Genomic DNA, 15,370 nt, shown 5'->3' with positions numbered 1-15,370 from the left:
GCTATTCGCGCCGCCGGTTGCGGTGGACGATGCCGACGTTGTTCGCGGTGGTCTCGGTGAACGATCGCAGCGCCTCGGCGGTGTCACCCTCGCCGAGGACGAGCGGTGCACCATCCTCGCCCTCGCGCACGCGTGGATCAAGCGGTATCTCGCCCAAAAACGGCATGTCGACGTCGGCGGCGAATTCGCGGCCGCCGCCCCGTCCGAAGAGGTCGTGCTCGCTGCCACAGTCCGGACAGACGAACCCGCTCATGTTCTCGACGATACCCAGGACCGGCGTCTCGTGCTTGCCGAACATCTCCAATCCCTTGCGGGCATCGTCGACGGCGACATCTTGTGGTGTGGTGACGATGACGGCACCGGCGATCGGCACGCTCTGGAGGAGGGGGAGCTGCGTGTCGCCAGTGCCGGGCGGGAGGTCGACGACCATGTAATCGAGTGCGCCCCATTCGACGTCCTCGAACAGCTGGGTGAGCACCTTGTGGACCATCGGACCGCGCCAGATGACGGGATCGTCCTCGCCCACGAGGAAGTCCATGCTCATCAGCTTCATCCCGTACTTTTCGGGCGGGATGAGCTGCTCCTCGGCGGTGGCCTTCGGACGTTCGTCGGAGCCGACCATCCGCGGGACGTTCGGGCCGTAGATGTCGGCGTCGAACAGGCCGACGCGCGCGCCGAGCTGGGAGAGGCCGGCCGCGAGGTTCACGGCGACGGTGGATTTCCCGACGCCGCCCTTGCCCGAGGCGACGGCGATGACGTTCTTCACGCCCGGCAGCACCTCCTCCTCGCGCTCGATGTTTGCCGTGAGTTCGCTTTCGATCCCCTCCGCATCGAGTACCTCGCGCACGCGGGCAGCGATGGCGCTCTCGGTGGGCGAGTAGGGTGCGCCGAGCGCGAGCGAGACGTGGGCGACGTCGTCCTCGATACGGACGTCGTTGACGAGGTTTCCCGAGACGATGTCCGTGCCGAGATCGGGGTCCTCGACCTCCTCAAGCAGCGAGCGCACGTCGGATTCGTTCATGCTGAATCCTGCCCTGCGCGAGCGATAAGGATTGGGACCTGGTGGGGGCCCGAATCGGGGCGGTTCGTTGTTCTTAAATACCCAGGTCGGGATAGGGTGTATACGACGTACTGTAGGGGATCGCCCCCGAGTCCGGGAGGGCGCAACTACGAACGGGTCGTGGTAGCCAAGTCTGGCCCAAGGCGCAGGGTTGCTAACTCTGTGGCGCACAGCCTCCGGGGTTCGAATCCCCGCCACGACGCTCGAATCACCCACCATGAGTGCAGAAGACCCAGACACACAGGCCGAGGACGAAGAGGAGGAGGACATCCGCTATTTCGTCCGCATCGGCCAAACCGACCTCGACGGGACGAAAAGCGTCGAGCGCGCGCTAACCGGCATGAACGGCGTCGGCCGGCGCACCGCTCGCATCATCGCCGAACAGGCAGAGATCGACCGCACGGCGACCCTCGGCCGTCTCGACGACGACGATGTCGAATCGATCGTCGAGCACGTCGAAGGGTTCGCGTCGGACGTACCGGCGTGGCTCACCAACCGCCCGAACGACTACTTCACGGGCGAGTCGAGCCACGAGGTCGGCAACGATCTCTCGCTCACTCGGCAGCAGGACATCAACCGCATGCAGATGATCAGCTCATACAAGGGCGTGCGCCACGAGCGCGGCCAGAAGGTCCGCGGTCAGCGCACCAAATCCACCGGCCGCTCGGAGGGTACCATCGGCGTGAACGTCGAAGCGCTTCAAGAAGAGATGGAAGAGGAGGCGGAGGGCGAGTAGAATGGCCCTCGGCTCCAACACCAAAGGCTACGAGACGCCGAACCACCCCTTCCAGGGCGAGCGCATCGCCGAGGAGTCGAACCTCATCGGGCGCTACGGCCTGGCGAACAAGGAGGAACTCTGGCGCGCCCAGTCCGAGCTTCGTGGCTTCCGCCAGGAGGCACGACGACTGCTCGGCGACGCCCAGGGCGACGCCGACGAGGCCGAGCGCAAGGGCGAGGCGTTCCTCGACCGACTCCGACGGCTCGGCATCCTCTCGGAAACCGACAGCATCGACGACGTGCTGAGTCTCGAAATCACCGACGTGCTCGAACGCCGACTTCAAACTGTGGTCTACCGCGAAGGGCTGGCGAACACGCCGAAACAGGCCCGTCAGTTCGTCTCGCACGGACATATCGTCGTCGGCGAGAGCCGGGTGACGGCACCGTCGCGGAAGGTCGCCACCACCGAGGAAGACAGCGTGGCCTTCGACGAGACGAGCTCGCTGGCGGACGAACTGCATCCCGAACGCGCGGAGGGGCAGGAATGAGCGCCGACAACGAGACTGAGGATCGCTGGGCGGTCGCCCACGTCTTCGCGTCGTTCAACAACACCATCATCTCCGTCACGGATCAGACCGGTGCCGAGACGCTCGCCAAGTCGAGCGGCGGTACGGTCGTCAAGCAGAACCGTGACGAGGCGTCGCCGTACGCGGCGATGCAGATGGCCGAGACCGTCGCCGAGGAGGTGCTCGCACAGGGCATCGAGGGCGTCCACGTCAAGCTCCGCGGTCCCGGCGGCAACCTCCAGCAGAGCCCGGGGCCGGGCGCACAGGCGACCATCCGAGCGCTCGCGCGCGCCGGTCTCGAGATCGGCCGTATCGAGGACGTCACACCGATCCCGCACGACGGGACACGCGCCCCCAAATCGAGCGGGTTCTGACCGATGAGCACCGAGTACGACGTCGAGTTCGTCGACCACGACGAACGCGCGGCGCGCTTTCTCGTGCGAGGGATCACGCCCGCGTTCGCCAACGGCATCCGCCGAGCGATGGTCGCGGACGTGCCGACCCTCTCGATCGACACCGTCCGGGTGGTCGAGAACTCCTCGGTGATGTTCGACGAGCAGATCGGCCATCGCCTGGGGATGGTGCCCCTCGCCACACCGCCCGACGAGTTCGAGATGGGCGAGAGCGTCACCCTCGGCCTCGACGTGTCGGGGCCCGACACGGCCTACTCGGGCGATCTCCAGAGCATGGACTCGATGGTCGAACCCGCCGAGCAGAACGTTCCCATCATCGAGCTCAAGGACGACCAGCGCCTCGAAGTCGAGGCCGACGCCGTTCTCGACACCGGGAAGAGCCACGCCAAACATCAGGGTGCCGTGGCCGTCGGCTACCGTCATCTTCAAACTGTGGACGTCGTCGGCGACCGCGAGGAGTTCGCCGACGAGGAGCCGAACATCCTCCGTGGCGTGATCGAGGACGACGGTGAGCTGATCCCCACGGAGGAGTTCGACAACGACCTCACCGAGCGCTATCCCGGGAAAGAACTCGACGTGCAGGACGTGCCGAACGCGTTCGTCTTCGACGTCGAGACGGACGGCTCGATGAGCGTCGAGGAGCTGGTGCTCGCGGCGGTCGATTCGCTCGACGCGCGCGCGACCGAACTCAGCGAGGCCGTCCAACTGTGATCGATCGCCCCACGAACCAGTCGCGAGCGCGCGTGCCGACGGTCGGCGAGCCAGCGGTGGCGACGCCGAGCGGTGTGTCGGCGACCGAAACTGGTTTGTGGGGACGGGAGAAAAACGAATTCGCGTGCAGGGATAGCCAAGTCAGGTCAACGGCGCAGCGTTCAGGGCGCTGTCTCGTAGGAGTTCGCAGGTTCGAATCCTGCTCCCTGCATGGTTTCTCAGACAACTTATGAACAAAACGAACCCGAGACTCACGAGTCTCATCGCCGAGTTACAGTCGGCCGCCAGCGAACGGGATAGCCCCGTCTGGCAGACGGTGGCCGACCGCCTCGAAAAGCCCCGGCGGACGTACGCCGAGGTGAACCTCGGGCGGATCGAACGCTACGCGAACGAAGACGAGACGGTCGTCGTCCCCGGCAAGGTGCTGGGCAGCGGCGTGCTCGAAAAGCCCGTCACCGTGGCGGCGGTCGATTTCTCGGGCACGGCCGAGACGAAGATCGAACAGGTCGGTGAACCGCTCACGCTCGAGGACGCGCTCGAACGGCATCCCGAGGGAGCCGACGTACGGGTGATCCGATGAGCGCCGAATTCGAGCCCGACATCGTGATCGACGCGCGCGACTGCATCCTCGGTCGCGTTGCCAGTCAGGTCGCCGAGCGCGCCCTCGACGGCGAGACGATCGCGATCGTCAACGCCGAGGAGGCAATCATCACCGGCAGCGACGACGACGTGATGGACGTCTTCGAGACGCGCGCCGAGCTCGGCTCCGACAGCGGGCCGTACTACCCGAAACGCCCGGATCGCATCATGAAGCGCTCGATCCGTGGCATGCTGCCCTACAAGCGCCCGCGCGGTCGCGAGGCGTTCGAGGGGATCCGGGTCTACATCGGCGATCCCTTCGATGCCGACGCCGAGATCCTGGATGGGACGTCGTTGGATCGACTCTCGAACATCAAGTTCGTCCAGCTCGGCGACGTCAGCGAGAACCTGGGCGCGAACGTCACGTGGTGATACACTCATGGTAACGAACACATCAGGAAAGAAGAAGACCGCCATCGCCCGCGCGACCGTCTCGGACGGCGAGGGTCGCGTGCGCGTCAACGCACAGCCCGTCGAACTCGCCGAACCGGAGCTCGCGCGGCTGAAGATGCTCGAACCGTTCCGCATCGCCGACGAGCAGCGCGAGGACGTCGACATCTCGGTCGACGTGCGCGGCGGCGGGACGGTCGGACAGGCCGACGCGGTGCGGACGGCGATCGCGCGCGCGCTGGTGCAGCACTCGAACGATGCCGAACTCCGTGACGCGTACATGGAGTTCGACCGGTCGCTGCTGGTCAACGACGTCCGCCAGTCCGAATCCAAGAAGTGGGGCGGTCCGGGCGCACGGGCACGCTACCAGAAATCCTACCGCTGATGGGTGGTCGATAGTTATGATGGTCCCGGTCCGGTGTTTCACGTGTGGTAACGTCGTCGGCGAGCACTGGGAAGCGTTCGAGTCCCGCGTCGACGAGGGCGAGGATCCGAGCGACGTCCTCGACGATCTCGGGGTGGACCGCCACTGCTGTCGGCGGATGCTCGTCTCGCACACCGACCTCGTGGACATCGTGGCTCCCTATCAGTGATGTCGATGGCAAGCCAACGCTACAACCGCTACGAGAAGGCACGCATCATCGGTGCGCGAGCGCTCCAGATCGCCTACGGCGCGCCCGTGCTGGTGGGGACCGAGAGCACCGAGCCGATCCTCATCGCGGCCGAGGAGTACGACGCCGACGTGTTGCCGTTCACCGTCAAGCGGGGTGAGCGATGACGCTCGTCACCGAGATCCGCCTCCGCGAAATACTCGACTCGCGCGGCAACGCGACCGTCGAGGCCGAGATCACGACCGAATCCGGTGGGTTCGGCCGGGCGGCTGCCCCGAGCGGGGCGAGTACGGGCGCTCACGAGGCGACTTCGCCGCCCGCCGGTGAGGCGATCGCGGCCGCCCGCGAGCACGCCGTCCCGCGCATCGAGGGGCAGGTATACGCCGGCGATCAGCGCTCGATCGACGCGGCGCTGCGCGCCGCCGACGGCACCGACGATTTCTCGACGATCGGCGCGAACAGCGCCGTTTCGATCTCGATGGCCGCAGCGAAGGCGGCCGCCGACACGCTCGGCGCGCCGCTGTATCAGCATCTCGGCGGCGCGTTCCGCGGCGACGAGCTGCCCACGCCGCTCGGCAACGTCATCGGCGGCGGCGAGCACGCGGCCGACGCGACAGATATCCAGGAGTTCCTCGCCGTGCCGATCGGCGCGCCGAGCGCCACCGATGCGGTCTTCGCCAACGCGGCGGTCCACGAGGCGGTCGGCGAGATCCTCGCCGATCGTGGCGTGCCGGCCGCGAAGGGGGACGAGGGCGCGTGGGCACCGAGCATCGACGACGAGGAGGCGTTCGAGGTCGTCGCCGCAGCGACCGACAGGGTGGCCGACGAGGTCGGCTTCGCGATCAGCATGGGCCTCGACGTGGCCGCGGCGGAGATGTACGACGCCGACGACGGGGTGTATCAGTACAGCGATACCGAGCGCACGCCCGACGAGCAGATCGAGTACGTCGCCGAGCTCGCCGACGAGTACGATCTCGCGTACGTCGAGGACCCACTCGACGAGGAGGACTTCGCGGGCTTCGCCGAGCTCACCGATCGGGTCGACGAGACGCTGATCTGTGGCGACGATCTGTTCGTGACGAACGTCGAGCGCCTCGAACGCGGCATCGAGGTCGACTCGGCGAGCGCCATTCTCGTCAAACCCAACCAGATCGGGACGCTGTCGGACGCCGTCGATGCCGTCGAACTCGCCGTCGAGAACGGTCTCACGCCGGTGATCTCTCACCGGTCGGGCGAGACAGAGGACACGACGATCGCACACCTCGCCGTGGCGACCGACGCCCCGTTCATCAAGACGGGCGCGGTCGCCGGCGAGCGAACAGCGAAACTGAACGAACTCATCAGAATCGAGGAAACCGCATGAGCGACAACGAAGAGGGTCTCGAAGCGGCCGAAACGGAGATCGAGGAGGAGCCGACCGGCGAGGCCGGCGCGAATCCCGCCGAGGACCCCGACACAGACGTCAGAGACGAATCGAGCGACGACCAATCGGACACCGACACGGGTCCAACCTTCGACGAGGACGTGATGGCCGACGAGGAGGCCGACCTCCTCATCCCCGTCGAGGACTATCTGGGCGCTGGCGTTCACATCGGCACCCAGCAGAAGACCCAGGACATGGAGCGGTTCATCCACCGCGTGCGAACGGACGGGCTCTACGTCCTCGACGTGGGGCGCACCGACGAGCGGGTCCGCACGGCGGCCGATTTCCTGTCGAACTACGACGCCGAGAACGTGCTCGTCGCCTCCTCGCGTCAATACGGTCGGTTCCCGGCCGAGAAGTTCGCCGACGCGATCGGTGCGCGCGCCCGGACAGGACGGTTCATCCCGGGCACCTTGACGAATCCCGACTACGATGGCTACATCGAGCCCGACGTGCTCGTCGTGACCGACCCGATCGGCGACTCACAGGCCGTCACGGAGGCCGTCACCGTCGGTATCCCGGTGATCGCGATGTGTGACTCGAACAACTCCGTGAGCAACGTCGATCTCGTCGTGCCGACGAACAACAAGGGTCGACGGGCACTCTCGGTCGTCTATTGGCTGCTCGCCAACGAAACCGTGGACCGCACCGGCGGCGATCCGGGCTACGCGCTCGAGGACTTCGAGGAAGGCATCTGAGAACCGATCACGGGCGGACCGGCGTTCGACGATAGCGACTTACGGCACTCTTTCATCACTTCGAGAATCGATTGGACGGTAGCCGATGCATTCGCAACGACTGTTAGGCTCGCCCGCAGAGAACGCGCATGGCGGTTTCAAGCGCCCCCGGGAAGGTCTATCTCTTCGGCGAGCACGCGGTGGTCTACGGCGAACCCGCAGTGCCCTGTGCCATCGAGCGCCGCGCGACGGTCGAGGTGTCGGCGCGCTCGGACGGTCGGCTTCGGGTCGATGCCGGCGATCTCACTCTCGATGGGTTCACCGTCGAGTACGGCGGCGACGGTGCGCCCGACGTGGACGTCCCGCAGTCGCTGGTCCAGGCCGCGACGGGCTACGTCGACGGTGCGGTCGCACAGGCTCGTGACGCGGCCGATTCGCCCGATGTGGGCTTCGACGTGGCCATCGAGAGCGCCATCCCGCTCGGCGCGGGACTCGGTTCGTCGGCAGCGGTCGCGGTCGCGGGCATCGACGCCGCGACGCGCGAACTCGGGATCGAACTCTCGACGGAGGAGCTCGCCAAGCGCGCCTATCGAGTCGAACGCGAGGTCCAGAGCGGCGAGGCCTCGCGCGCGGACACGTTCTGCTCGGCGATGGGCGGGGCGGTCCGTGTCGAGGGCGACGACTGCCGACGGCTCGACGCGCCGAATCTCCCCTTCGTCATCGGCTACGACGGCGGTGCGGGCGACACCGGCGAACTGGTCGCGGGCGTGCGCGCACTCCGTGAGGAGTACGATTTCGCCGCCGATACGGTCGAAGCCATCGGCGATCTCGTCCGCCGGGGCGAGCGCGCGCTCGACGAAGGCGATATCGCCGAACTCGGGCGGCTGATGGACGTCAATCACGGCCTCCTGAGTGCGCTCGGGGTCTCGTCGCGCTCGCTCGACGCGATGGTGTGGGCCGCCCGCGAGGCGGGCGCACACGGCGCGAAACTGACCGGCGCGGGCGGTGGTGGCTGCATCGTCGCGCTCGACGAGAGCGAGGCCAGTCGGACGGCGCTCGGCTACACGCCGGGCTGCGTCGAGTCGTTCCGCGCCGAACTCGACTTCGAGGGCGTGCGCCGGGAGGACGGATGACGCTGTCTTTGCGAGCGAAGTCGTTCGAAACGGCGAACCCGTTTCGTGATCTCGAAGTGCCTTCGGCACTTCGAAGAGTCATCGGAAGACCGCAGGTCTTCCGAGATGACGAAAGGCGCGAAGCGCCTTTCGAACCACGAGCAAACGGCAGGGAATGGAGCGAAGCGGAATGACCGTGATTCTCAAGCTCGGCGGGAGCGTCATCACCGACAAGCAGCGCCCGGAGACGCTCGACGAGGAACATCTCGCCCGGGCGGCTGCAGCGATCACGGACTACGACGGAGAGTTGGTGCTCGTCCACGGCGGCGGGAGTTTCGGCCATCACCACGCCAGCGAGCACGGCATCAGCAGCGAAGCGGGGAGCCACGACGTCGCCGGTGCGTTCGCGGTCCACGACGCGATGCGACGACTGAACGACGCGGTGCTCGCCGCCCTCCAGGAGCGCGACGTTCCTGCGCTGCCGGTCCACCCCCTCTCGACCGCTGCGCGCGACGGCGATGGCGAGCTCTCGCTGTCGACACCGGTCGAGACAATGCTCTCCGAAGGGTTCGTGCCGACGGTGCAGGCGGACGTCATCGCTCACACGGGGGCTGGCGTCACGGTCGTGAGCGGTGACGAACTCGTCGTGGAGCTCGCCGAACAGTTGGACGCCGAACGCGTGGGACTGTGTGCGGGCGTTCCGGGCGTGTTCGACGAAGAGGGCCGAGTCATTGATCGTATCGAGTCGTTCGCCACGGTCCGGGCGGCGCTCGGCGGGAGCGACGCGACCGACGTCACCGGAGGAATGGCCGCGAAGGTCCGGGCGCTGCTCGACATGGATGCGCCGGCGTCGGTGTTCGGGCTGGACGGATTGGAGGCATTTCTCGACGGCGAGTCACCCGGGACGCGCGTCGGCTGAGCGACGGTTTCTACACTGCGCAGTGACCCACGGAGTTTATACCACCCCTGCCCATACCCCCACCTATCCGAGAGACCGCCCCGGGTGCGGTTCGGGGCGGGCGGGCGGGTCACGTGACCGGCCAGCCAGTCCTTCATGTACTCCGCGGGCGGCTCGGGAGCAACAACTATGGAAATCGATATCGCGACAATCGGCGGCTACGAGGAAGTGGGCCGGCAGATGACGGCCGTGCGGGCGGGCGAGGACATCGTCGTCTTCGACATGGGGCTCAACCTCTCGAAGGTGCTCATCCACGACAACGTCGAGACCGAGCGAATGCACAGTCTCGACCTGATCGACATGGGCGCGATCCCCGACGACAGGGTCATGTCTGACCTCGACGGCGAGGTCCAGGCCATCGTCCCGACCCACGGCCACCTCGACCACATCGGGGCCATCTCGAAACTGGCCCATCGTTACGACGCACCCGTTGTGGCGACGCCGTTCACGATCGAACTGGTCAAACAGCAGGTCGAATCGGAGGAGAAGTTCAGCGTCGACAACGACCTCGTCAAGATGGACACTGGCGACTCGATGGCGATCGGCAACGGGCTCGAACTCGAGTTCGTCAACGTCACCCACTCGATCATCGACGCGATCAACCCCGTGCTCCACACGCCGGAGGGCTCGATCATCTACGGGCTCGACAAGCGGATGGACCACACGCCGGTGATCGGCGACCCGATCGACATGGATCGCTTCCGCGAGATCGGCCGCGAGGGCGAGGGCGTGCTCTGTTACATCGAGGACTGCACGAACGCGGGTCGCAAGGGCCGCACCCCGAGCGAGCAACACGCGCGCAATCACGTCAAGGACGTCCTCTACAGCATGGAGGACTACGACGGTGGGATCGTCGCCACCACCTTCTCCAGCCAGATCGCCCGCGTCAGCTCCATCGTCGAGTTCGCCAAGGACATCGGTCGCCAGCCCGTGCTGCTGGGCCGATCGATGGAGAAATACTCCGGCACTGCCGAACGCCTCGACTTCGTCGACTTCCCCGACGACCTCGGCATGTTCGGCCATCGCCAGTCCGTCGATCGGACGTTCAAGCGAATCATGAACGAGGGCAAGGAGAACTTCCTGCCGATCGTCACGGGTCATCAGGGTGAGCCGCGCGCGATGCTCACTCGGATGGGTCGCGGCGAGACACCCTACCAGATCGACGAGGGCGACAAGGTGATCTTCTCGGCACGGATCATCCCCGAGCCGACCAACGAGGGCCAGCGCTACCAGTCCGAACAGCTCCTCAGAATGCAGGGTGCGCGCATCTACGACGACGTCCACGTGTCGGGCCACATGTCCCAGGAGGGTCACTACCAGATGCTCGATGCCATCCAGCCCCAGCACGTGATCCCCGCGCACAACGACATGGAGCATCTCGCGCGCTACGTTGACCTCGCCGAGAGTCAGGGCTACCGGATGGGTCGTGACCTCCACGCGACGCGCAACGGCAACGTCATCTCGCTGGTGGAATGAGCGCGCCGGCGCCAGCGGTGAAAGCGGCCGTCGAGAGCCGGCGGGAGCTCGTCAACGCGGCGTTCGACGAGCGACTGCCGATCGAAGAGCCAGAGCGGCTCTACCGTGCCTCGCGTCATCTGCTCGACGCCGGCGGCAAGCGGCTCCGGCCGGTCGTGACGCTGCTGGTCGCCGAAGCGCTGCTCGATGGCGACGTCACCGACGAACGGTACGAGGCCATGTCGACGCTCGACGGGAGCGACGAGATCGATCTGATGGCGGCGGCGGCGAGCATCGAGACGATCCAGTCGTTCACGCTGATCCACGACGACATCATGGACGACGACGACCTCCGGCGTGGCGTTCCGGCCGTCCATCGGGTATTCGACACCGAGACGGCGATCCTCGCCGGCGACACGCTCTACTCGAAGGCCTTCGAGTTCATGCTCGAAACCGGCGGCCGACCCGAGCGCATGGTACAGGCGCTCTCGGAGCTCGCACAGACCTGCACGCGCATCTGCGAGGGCCAGTCGCTCGACGTCGAGTTCGAGCGCCGCAGAGCGGTCACGACCGACGAGTACATCCACATGGTCGAGCAGAAGACGGCGGTGCTCTACGCGGCGGCCGCGCGGATCCCGGCGCTCCTGCTCGGCGCGGATCAGGAGACCGCCGACGCGCTCGGTGCGTACGGGCTCGATGTCGGCCGTGCGTTCCAGATCCGCGACGACGTGCTCGATCTGACGGTGCCGAGCGAACAGCTGGGCAAACAGCGCGGCAGCGATCTCGTCGAGGGCAAGCGAACGGCGGTGACGCTGCACGCCCGCGAGCAGGGCGTCGATGTCGAATCACTCGTCGCGACCGACGACCTCGATGCCGTCACCGAAGACGAGATCAACGCTGCCGTCGCCACGCTCGAAGAGGCCGGCAGCATCGAGTACGCGCGAACGCTGAGTCGCGATCTTGTCGAGCGCGGCAAGTCCCGGCTCGACGTGCTGCCGGACAACGAGGCACACGAACTGCTCGCCGGGCTGGCGGAGTATCTTATCGAACGCGGCTACTGACCCCGAGGAAGCGGACGATTTAGGGATCGGCGGGCCGTACGGTGCCCATGAACGTTCTCGTTGCGGGCGCACATGGGCAGGTCGGCCAGCATATCACCGAACTCCTGAGCGACAGCGATCACGAGACGACGGCGATGGTGCGCGCCGAATCACAGGTCGACGGGATGGAGTCGTTCGGCGTCGAGACGGTCGTCGCGGATCTGACCGAGGACGTCGCGCACGCGGTCGCCGGCCACGACGCGATCGTCTTCGCGGCGGGATCGGGTGGCGAGGACGTCGAGGGTGTCGACCGCGACGGTGCGATCGGAATGATCGAGGCCGCCGAGGCCGAGGGCGTCGAGCGGTTCGTCATGCTCAGTTCGATGAACGCCGACGATCCCGAGGCCGGTCCCGACGAGCTCACCGACTACCTGCTCGCCAAGCAGGCGGCCGACGATCGCCTGCAGGAGAGCGAGCTGACGTACACCATCGTCCGACCCGGCGCGCTGACCGACGAGCCCGCGACCGGGGAGATCCGGGCGGCGAGGAAACTCGACCCCGGCGAGATCACGCGTGCCGACGTCGCGCGGACGCTGGTGACGGCGATCGACATGGCGAGCACCCACGGCGAGACCTTCGAGATCCTGGCGGGCGACGAGCCGATCGAGAGCGTGCTCCGCTCGCCCACGAGCGAGTGAGTCTCAGCCCTCGTATTCGTCCTCGGTGATTCGGACGACGAGTTCGTTTTCGTGGTCGAACGCGTCGCGTCCGCTGGCGAACGATGGCGCGGCGAGCGCCCCGTCCTCGATCGGGTAGCGTTTGTACGTATCACCGGTCTCGTCGGGCTGGAGCCGTCCGTCGCGGATCGCCTCGGCAAGCGGGCGCGAGAGCCATTCCGTGTCGCTGATCGATGGGTCGCGGACGAGCGCGTCGCTCGCGAAGCGGACGAGATACCAGTTCAGATCGTTGAGCAGCGAGACGGCTGCGCCGAGGCTCACGGTGGTGAGCGAGAGCGTGTTCGTGTACGGCTCGGTGAGATCGTACGTCGAGAGCGCGCGGCGGGCGGTCTCGCGCGAGAGCAGTTCGTAGCGGATATCACAGTCCCCGCCGACGAGACAGACCTGCGTCACGGCCGGGAGGACGACGGGCGCGCTCAAAGCCGTTTCGTCGCCCGTTTTCGATCAGCGCTCGCCGAGACGGCACACGGCTGTCCGGGTGACGTCGTTGCGAAACGGGACCCCGACCGCCCGGATCGTGGTCGGTTCACCACCCCATGCAGCGGGCTTTTGCCCCGCTGGCCACAATCGGTTGCATGACATTCGAACCGGTCGATCTCGACCACGTCGCGATCCGTGTCCGCGATATCGACGAGGCGCTCGAATTCTATCACGATCTGCTCGGACTCTCGATCCGCGATCGGGAGCGTTTCGAACGCGACGAGGTGCCGTTCGTCGCCGTCGCCGCGGGCGGGCGACATCTCCATCTCGTCCCGACCGACGAACCGTTCGACGTCGACGGCGAGCACATCTGTATCCTCCTGCGCTCGAACGAGACCGACACGCGCGACGCGATCGAACAGCTGCTCGACGAACTCCGCGAGGCCGGCATCGAGGTCGAAGACGACGAGCCGCGCGAGCGCCTCGGCGTCTACGGGCGCGACTGGGCGGCGTACGTCCGTGACCCCGACGGCCGCCGGATCGAGCTCAAGCTCTACTGATCGGATGCAGGACGGTTGATCGACGGCCACGGTGAAGTGGGGGTTAAACAGCTAGAGTCATTCGTTACGTCGCTTCGGTTCATTGTCCCATCCGGATGAGTCTCACAATGCAGCCACCCTTGATCGAAAGGAACGTCGCCGATGTCTGCCGGACGGTTCTCGACGACGCCACCGAGGACGTGCTCGCGGTCGGCCCCTCGCCGACGGTCGTCGACGGACTGGTAGCGATGCTCGCCGACCGTGAGAACGGACCATCGGTCCGCCTGCTGGCCACCGAATCGGTGCTCAAAGCGTCGGTGAGTGAGTTCACCGACGCGAGCGTCATCGCCGATCTGGTCGCCGACGAGAGTCTGTCGCTGCGGACGAGCGCCGAGCGCCTCGACGGGCCGCTGTTGGTCACCGACGAGCGCGTCGTCTCGCTCGTCACCACCGATGAACGGACCGCCGGGCTCGCCACCGACGACGCGGCGTTCGTCGATGCGGCGCGCGAGGAGTACACCGACCGCTGGGCGGACGCCGAATCGTTCAGGCTCCGCACGCCGCCGCTGTCGCGCGTCCAGGAGAGCCTCGAACGGGAGTTCGATGAAGAACTGGCCGCCGACTTCGAACGCATGCGCATCGCACTCGCCGAAGCGGACGGCCATCTCGACGAGGTGGACATCAGCCTGCTCGCGGCCGCCCGCAACGAGGCGCTGCTGTACGACATCAGCACCTGGGGCGAAGGCGTCGGCATCGCCAGCCGGGCGACGTTCTCGCGAAAGAAGACGCGTCTCGAAGAGGGCGGCCTCATCGAAACGGAGAAAGTGCCGATCGACGTCGGTCGCCCGCGCCTGCGCCTCCTGCTCGGTGACGATCACCTCCGAGGAATCGACGCCGACGAGGTCGTGAGCGTGGCGGCGGAGCTGCTCGCTGCGGCCCGTCAGTAGGTCAGCGTGTAGCCGCCGTCGAACAGCAGATCGCCGCCGTCGAGGTGGTTCGCGTGCTCGGAAAAGCCCATCGTGAAGACGTTCGCCACCTCGATCGGATCCATCATCTCCTTCACTCTGGCCTCGCCGAGCATCACGTCCTCGACGACCTCCTGTTCGCTGATCCCGCGTTCCTCGGCGGTGTCGGCGATCTGGTCCGTGACGAGCGGGGTCTTCACGTAGGCCGTCGAGAAGGAGAAGGCGCGGACATCACCGTCGCCCTCGGCGGCGATCGACTGTGTGAGCCCCCGGAGCCCGAACTTCATCATGTTGTAGGCGACCTTGTCGCGCGTGACGTAGTGGCCGTGGATCGAGCACATGTTGCCGACTGCGCCGCCGTCGCCCTCGCGCATGTGTGGGAGACAGCCCTTCGTCAGCGCGAGCGGCGCGCGGAGCATCGCCTCCTGCATCATGTCGTATTTCTCCATCGGGAACTCCTCGATGGGTGCCACGGTCTGCAGGCCCGCGATGTTCGCGAGGAAGGTGATCTGCCCGCAATCGGCTGCCCGATCGACCACGCGATCGATGTCGTCGTCATCGGTCAGATCGCCGGCGACCGTCTCGACCGTTCCGTCGAGATCGAGTTCGTCGTGTTTGGCGACCGTCTCGTCGAGTCCGTCCTCGTCGATGTCGGTCGCCATGGCCGTCAGCCCGTTGTGGGCGAGCGCGAGCGCCGTTGCCCGGCCGATGCCCGAGCCAGCGCCGGTGACGAGTGCGACGTTTTCGCCCACGAATCGTGCGTCGTCGAGCGTCAGTACGTCGTCGCGTCCGAGTTCCGGTGGCTCCGTGGGGTCGGTCATGGTAGCGATGTGAACTGCTCCGGCGATACCAATAACGTTTCTGGGGGATGCGTTCGCTGGCGGGGCTGAGAGCACGACGGCAGCGAGTGGAGCGAACGTTTTCCGCTGGAACGGAT

The 15,370-nt window shown here is 66.6% G+C and carries 21 protein-coding genes and 2 tRNA genes; 20 read left to right on the top strand and 3 right to left on the bottom strand.

All coding sequences use genetic code 11. From position 1 onward, the window contains the following. Position 1 precedes the first annotated feature (1 nt). Positions 2-1,021, bottom strand: coding sequence for an Mrp/NBP35 family ATP-binding protein (locus C448_RS12875; protein ID WP_004055421.1), 1,020 nt, complete (start codon positions 1,019-1,021; stop codon positions 2-4). Positions 1,022-1,177: 156 nt separating this feature from the next. On the opposite strand from C448_RS12875, the gene C448_RS12870 reads away from it, so the two are divergent. The 18 genes from C448_RS12870 to C448_RS12785 all read left to right on the top strand — a co-directional run bounded on the left by C448_RS12870 (position 1,178) and on the right by C448_RS12785 (position 12,470). Further along, a tRNA-Ser gene (locus C448_RS12870) sits at positions 1,178-1,262 on the top strand. 15 nt (positions 1,263-1,277) lie between these two features. Beyond that, positions 1,278-1,796 (top strand): 30S ribosomal protein S13, encoded by a 519-nt coding sequence (locus C448_RS12865; protein ID WP_004055420.1) that lies wholly within the window; start codon positions 1,278-1,280, stop codon positions 1,794-1,796. A gap of 1 nt (position 1,797) precedes the next feature. Continuing rightward, positions 1,798-2,325: a 30S ribosomal protein S4 gene (locus C448_RS12860; protein ID WP_004055419.1), complete on the top strand. Its 528-nt coding sequence runs from the start codon at positions 1,798-1,800 to the stop codon at positions 2,323-2,325. Beyond that, on the top strand, positions 2,322-2,717 hold the full coding sequence (locus C448_RS12855) for a 30S ribosomal protein S11 (protein WP_004055418.1): 396 nt from the start codon (positions 2,322-2,324) through the stop codon (positions 2,715-2,717). The genes C448_RS12860 and C448_RS12855 overlap by 4 nt, the downstream gene beginning before the upstream one ends. Positions 2,718-2,720: 3 nt before the next feature. Continuing rightward, positions 2,721-3,467, top strand: coding sequence for a DNA-directed RNA polymerase subunit D (locus tag C448_RS12850; RefSeq protein WP_004055417.1), 747 nt, complete (start codon positions 2,721-2,723; stop codon positions 3,465-3,467). 126 nt (positions 3,468-3,593) lie between these two features. Further along, positions 3,594-3,678, top strand: a tRNA-Leu gene (locus tag C448_RS12845). A gap of 18 nt (positions 3,679-3,696) precedes the next feature. Further along, positions 3,697-4,047, top strand: a complete 351-nt coding sequence (locus C448_RS12840) for a 50S ribosomal protein L18e (protein WP_004055416.1) — start codon at positions 3,697-3,699, stop codon at positions 4,045-4,047. Then, positions 4,044-4,478, top strand: coding sequence for a 50S ribosomal protein L13 (locus tag C448_RS12835; RefSeq protein ID WP_004055415.1), 435 nt, complete (start codon positions 4,044-4,046; stop codon positions 4,476-4,478). Before C448_RS12840 ends, C448_RS12835 begins: the two co-directional genes overlap by 4 nt. A 7-nt stretch (positions 4,479-4,485) precedes the next feature. After that, positions 4,486-4,881 carry a 30S ribosomal protein S9 gene (locus tag C448_RS12830; RefSeq protein WP_004055414.1) on the top strand — a complete coding sequence of 132 codons (396 nt, stop codon included), beginning with the start codon at positions 4,486-4,488 and terminating at the stop codon, positions 4,879-4,881. 16 nt (positions 4,882-4,897) lie between these two features. Beyond that, entirely contained in the window at positions 4,898-5,089 is a 192-nt protein-coding gene (locus tag C448_RS12825; protein WP_004055413.1) for a DNA-directed RNA polymerase subunit N, read from the top strand. A 5-nt stretch (positions 5,090-5,094) separates the two neighbouring features. After that, on the top strand, positions 5,095-5,274 hold the full coding sequence (locus C448_RS12820) for a DNA-directed RNA polymerase subunit K (protein WP_049916348.1): 180 nt from the start codon (positions 5,095-5,097) through the stop codon (positions 5,272-5,274). After that, positions 5,271-6,470 carry a phosphopyruvate hydratase gene (eno, locus tag C448_RS12815; RefSeq protein WP_004055411.1) on the top strand — a complete coding sequence of 400 codons (1,200 nt, stop codon included), beginning with the start codon at positions 5,271-5,273 and terminating at the stop codon, positions 6,468-6,470. Before C448_RS12820 ends, eno begins: the two co-directional genes overlap by 4 nt. Continuing rightward, entirely contained in the window at positions 6,467-7,228 is a 762-nt protein-coding gene (gene rpsB / locus C448_RS12810) for a 30S ribosomal protein S2 (RefSeq protein ID WP_004055410.1), read from the top strand. The genes eno and rpsB overlap by 4 nt, the downstream gene beginning before the upstream one ends. A gap of 128 nt (positions 7,229-7,356) precedes the next feature. Beyond that, positions 7,357-8,340: a mevalonate kinase gene (gene mvk, locus C448_RS12805; protein WP_004055409.1), complete on the top strand. Its 984-nt coding sequence runs from the start codon at positions 7,357-7,359 to the stop codon at positions 8,338-8,340. A gap of 154 nt (positions 8,341-8,494) precedes the next feature. After that, positions 8,495-9,238 (top strand): isopentenyl phosphate kinase, encoded by a 744-nt coding sequence (locus tag C448_RS12800; protein ID WP_004055408.1) that lies wholly within the window; start codon positions 8,495-8,497, stop codon positions 9,236-9,238. A 168-nt stretch (positions 9,239-9,406) separates the two neighbouring features. Next, the gene (locus tag C448_RS12795) at positions 9,407-10,753 is read left to right on the top strand and encodes a ribonuclease J (protein WP_004055407.1); all 1,347 of its coding nucleotides are present in this window, start codon (positions 9,407-9,409) and stop codon (positions 10,751-10,753) included. Then, positions 10,750-11,793 (top strand): geranylfarnesyl diphosphate synthase, encoded by a 1,044-nt coding sequence (gene idsA3, locus C448_RS12790; protein ID WP_004055406.1) that lies wholly within the window; start codon positions 10,750-10,752, stop codon positions 11,791-11,793. Before C448_RS12795 ends, idsA3 begins: the two co-directional genes overlap by 4 nt. 47 nt (positions 11,794-11,840) lie before the next feature. After that, on the top strand, positions 11,841-12,470 hold the full coding sequence (locus C448_RS12785) for an SDR family oxidoreductase (protein ID WP_004055405.1): 630 nt from the start codon (positions 11,841-11,843) through the stop codon (positions 12,468-12,470). A gap of 3 nt (positions 12,471-12,473) precedes the next feature. On the opposite strand, the gene C448_RS12780 is transcribed toward C448_RS12785, so the two are convergent. Next, positions 12,474-12,902, bottom strand: coding sequence for a DUF5804 family protein (locus C448_RS12780; protein ID WP_049916347.1), 429 nt, complete (start codon positions 12,900-12,902; stop codon positions 12,474-12,476). A gap of 182 nt (positions 12,903-13,084) precedes the next feature. Here C448_RS12780 and C448_RS12775 point away from each other — a divergent pair, with 182 nt between their 5' ends. Together C448_RS12775 and tbsP are read left to right on the top strand one after the other, a co-directional pair. Beyond that, the gene (locus C448_RS12775; RefSeq protein ID WP_004055403.1) at positions 13,085-13,489 is read left to right on the top strand and encodes a VOC family protein; all 405 of its coding nucleotides are present in this window, start codon (positions 13,085-13,087) and stop codon (positions 13,487-13,489) included. A gap of 107 nt (positions 13,490-13,596) precedes the next feature. Further along, on the top strand, positions 13,597-14,415 hold the full coding sequence (tbsP, locus tag C448_RS12770) for a transcriptional regulator TbsP (RefSeq protein WP_004055402.1): 819 nt from the start codon (positions 13,597-13,599) through the stop codon (positions 14,413-14,415). Here the strand turns inward: tbsP and C448_RS12765 are convergent. After that, positions 14,409-15,254 carry an SDR family NAD(P)-dependent oxidoreductase gene (locus tag C448_RS12765; RefSeq protein WP_004055401.1) on the bottom strand — a complete coding sequence of 282 codons (846 nt, stop codon included), beginning with the start codon at positions 15,252-15,254 and terminating at the stop codon, positions 14,409-14,411. The two genes, tbsP and C448_RS12765, sit on opposite strands and share 7 nt — an antisense overlap. Positions 15,255-15,370 lie beyond the last annotated feature (116 nt).

It is taken from the genome of Halococcus morrhuae DSM 1307 (assembly GCF_000336695.1).
Classification (GTDB): domain Archaea; phylum Halobacteriota; class Halobacteria; order Halobacteriales; family Halococcaceae; genus Halococcus; species Halococcus morrhuae.
Note: the sequence above shows the minus strand (reverse complement) of the source record. Positions and strands in the feature narration are given on the sequence as shown.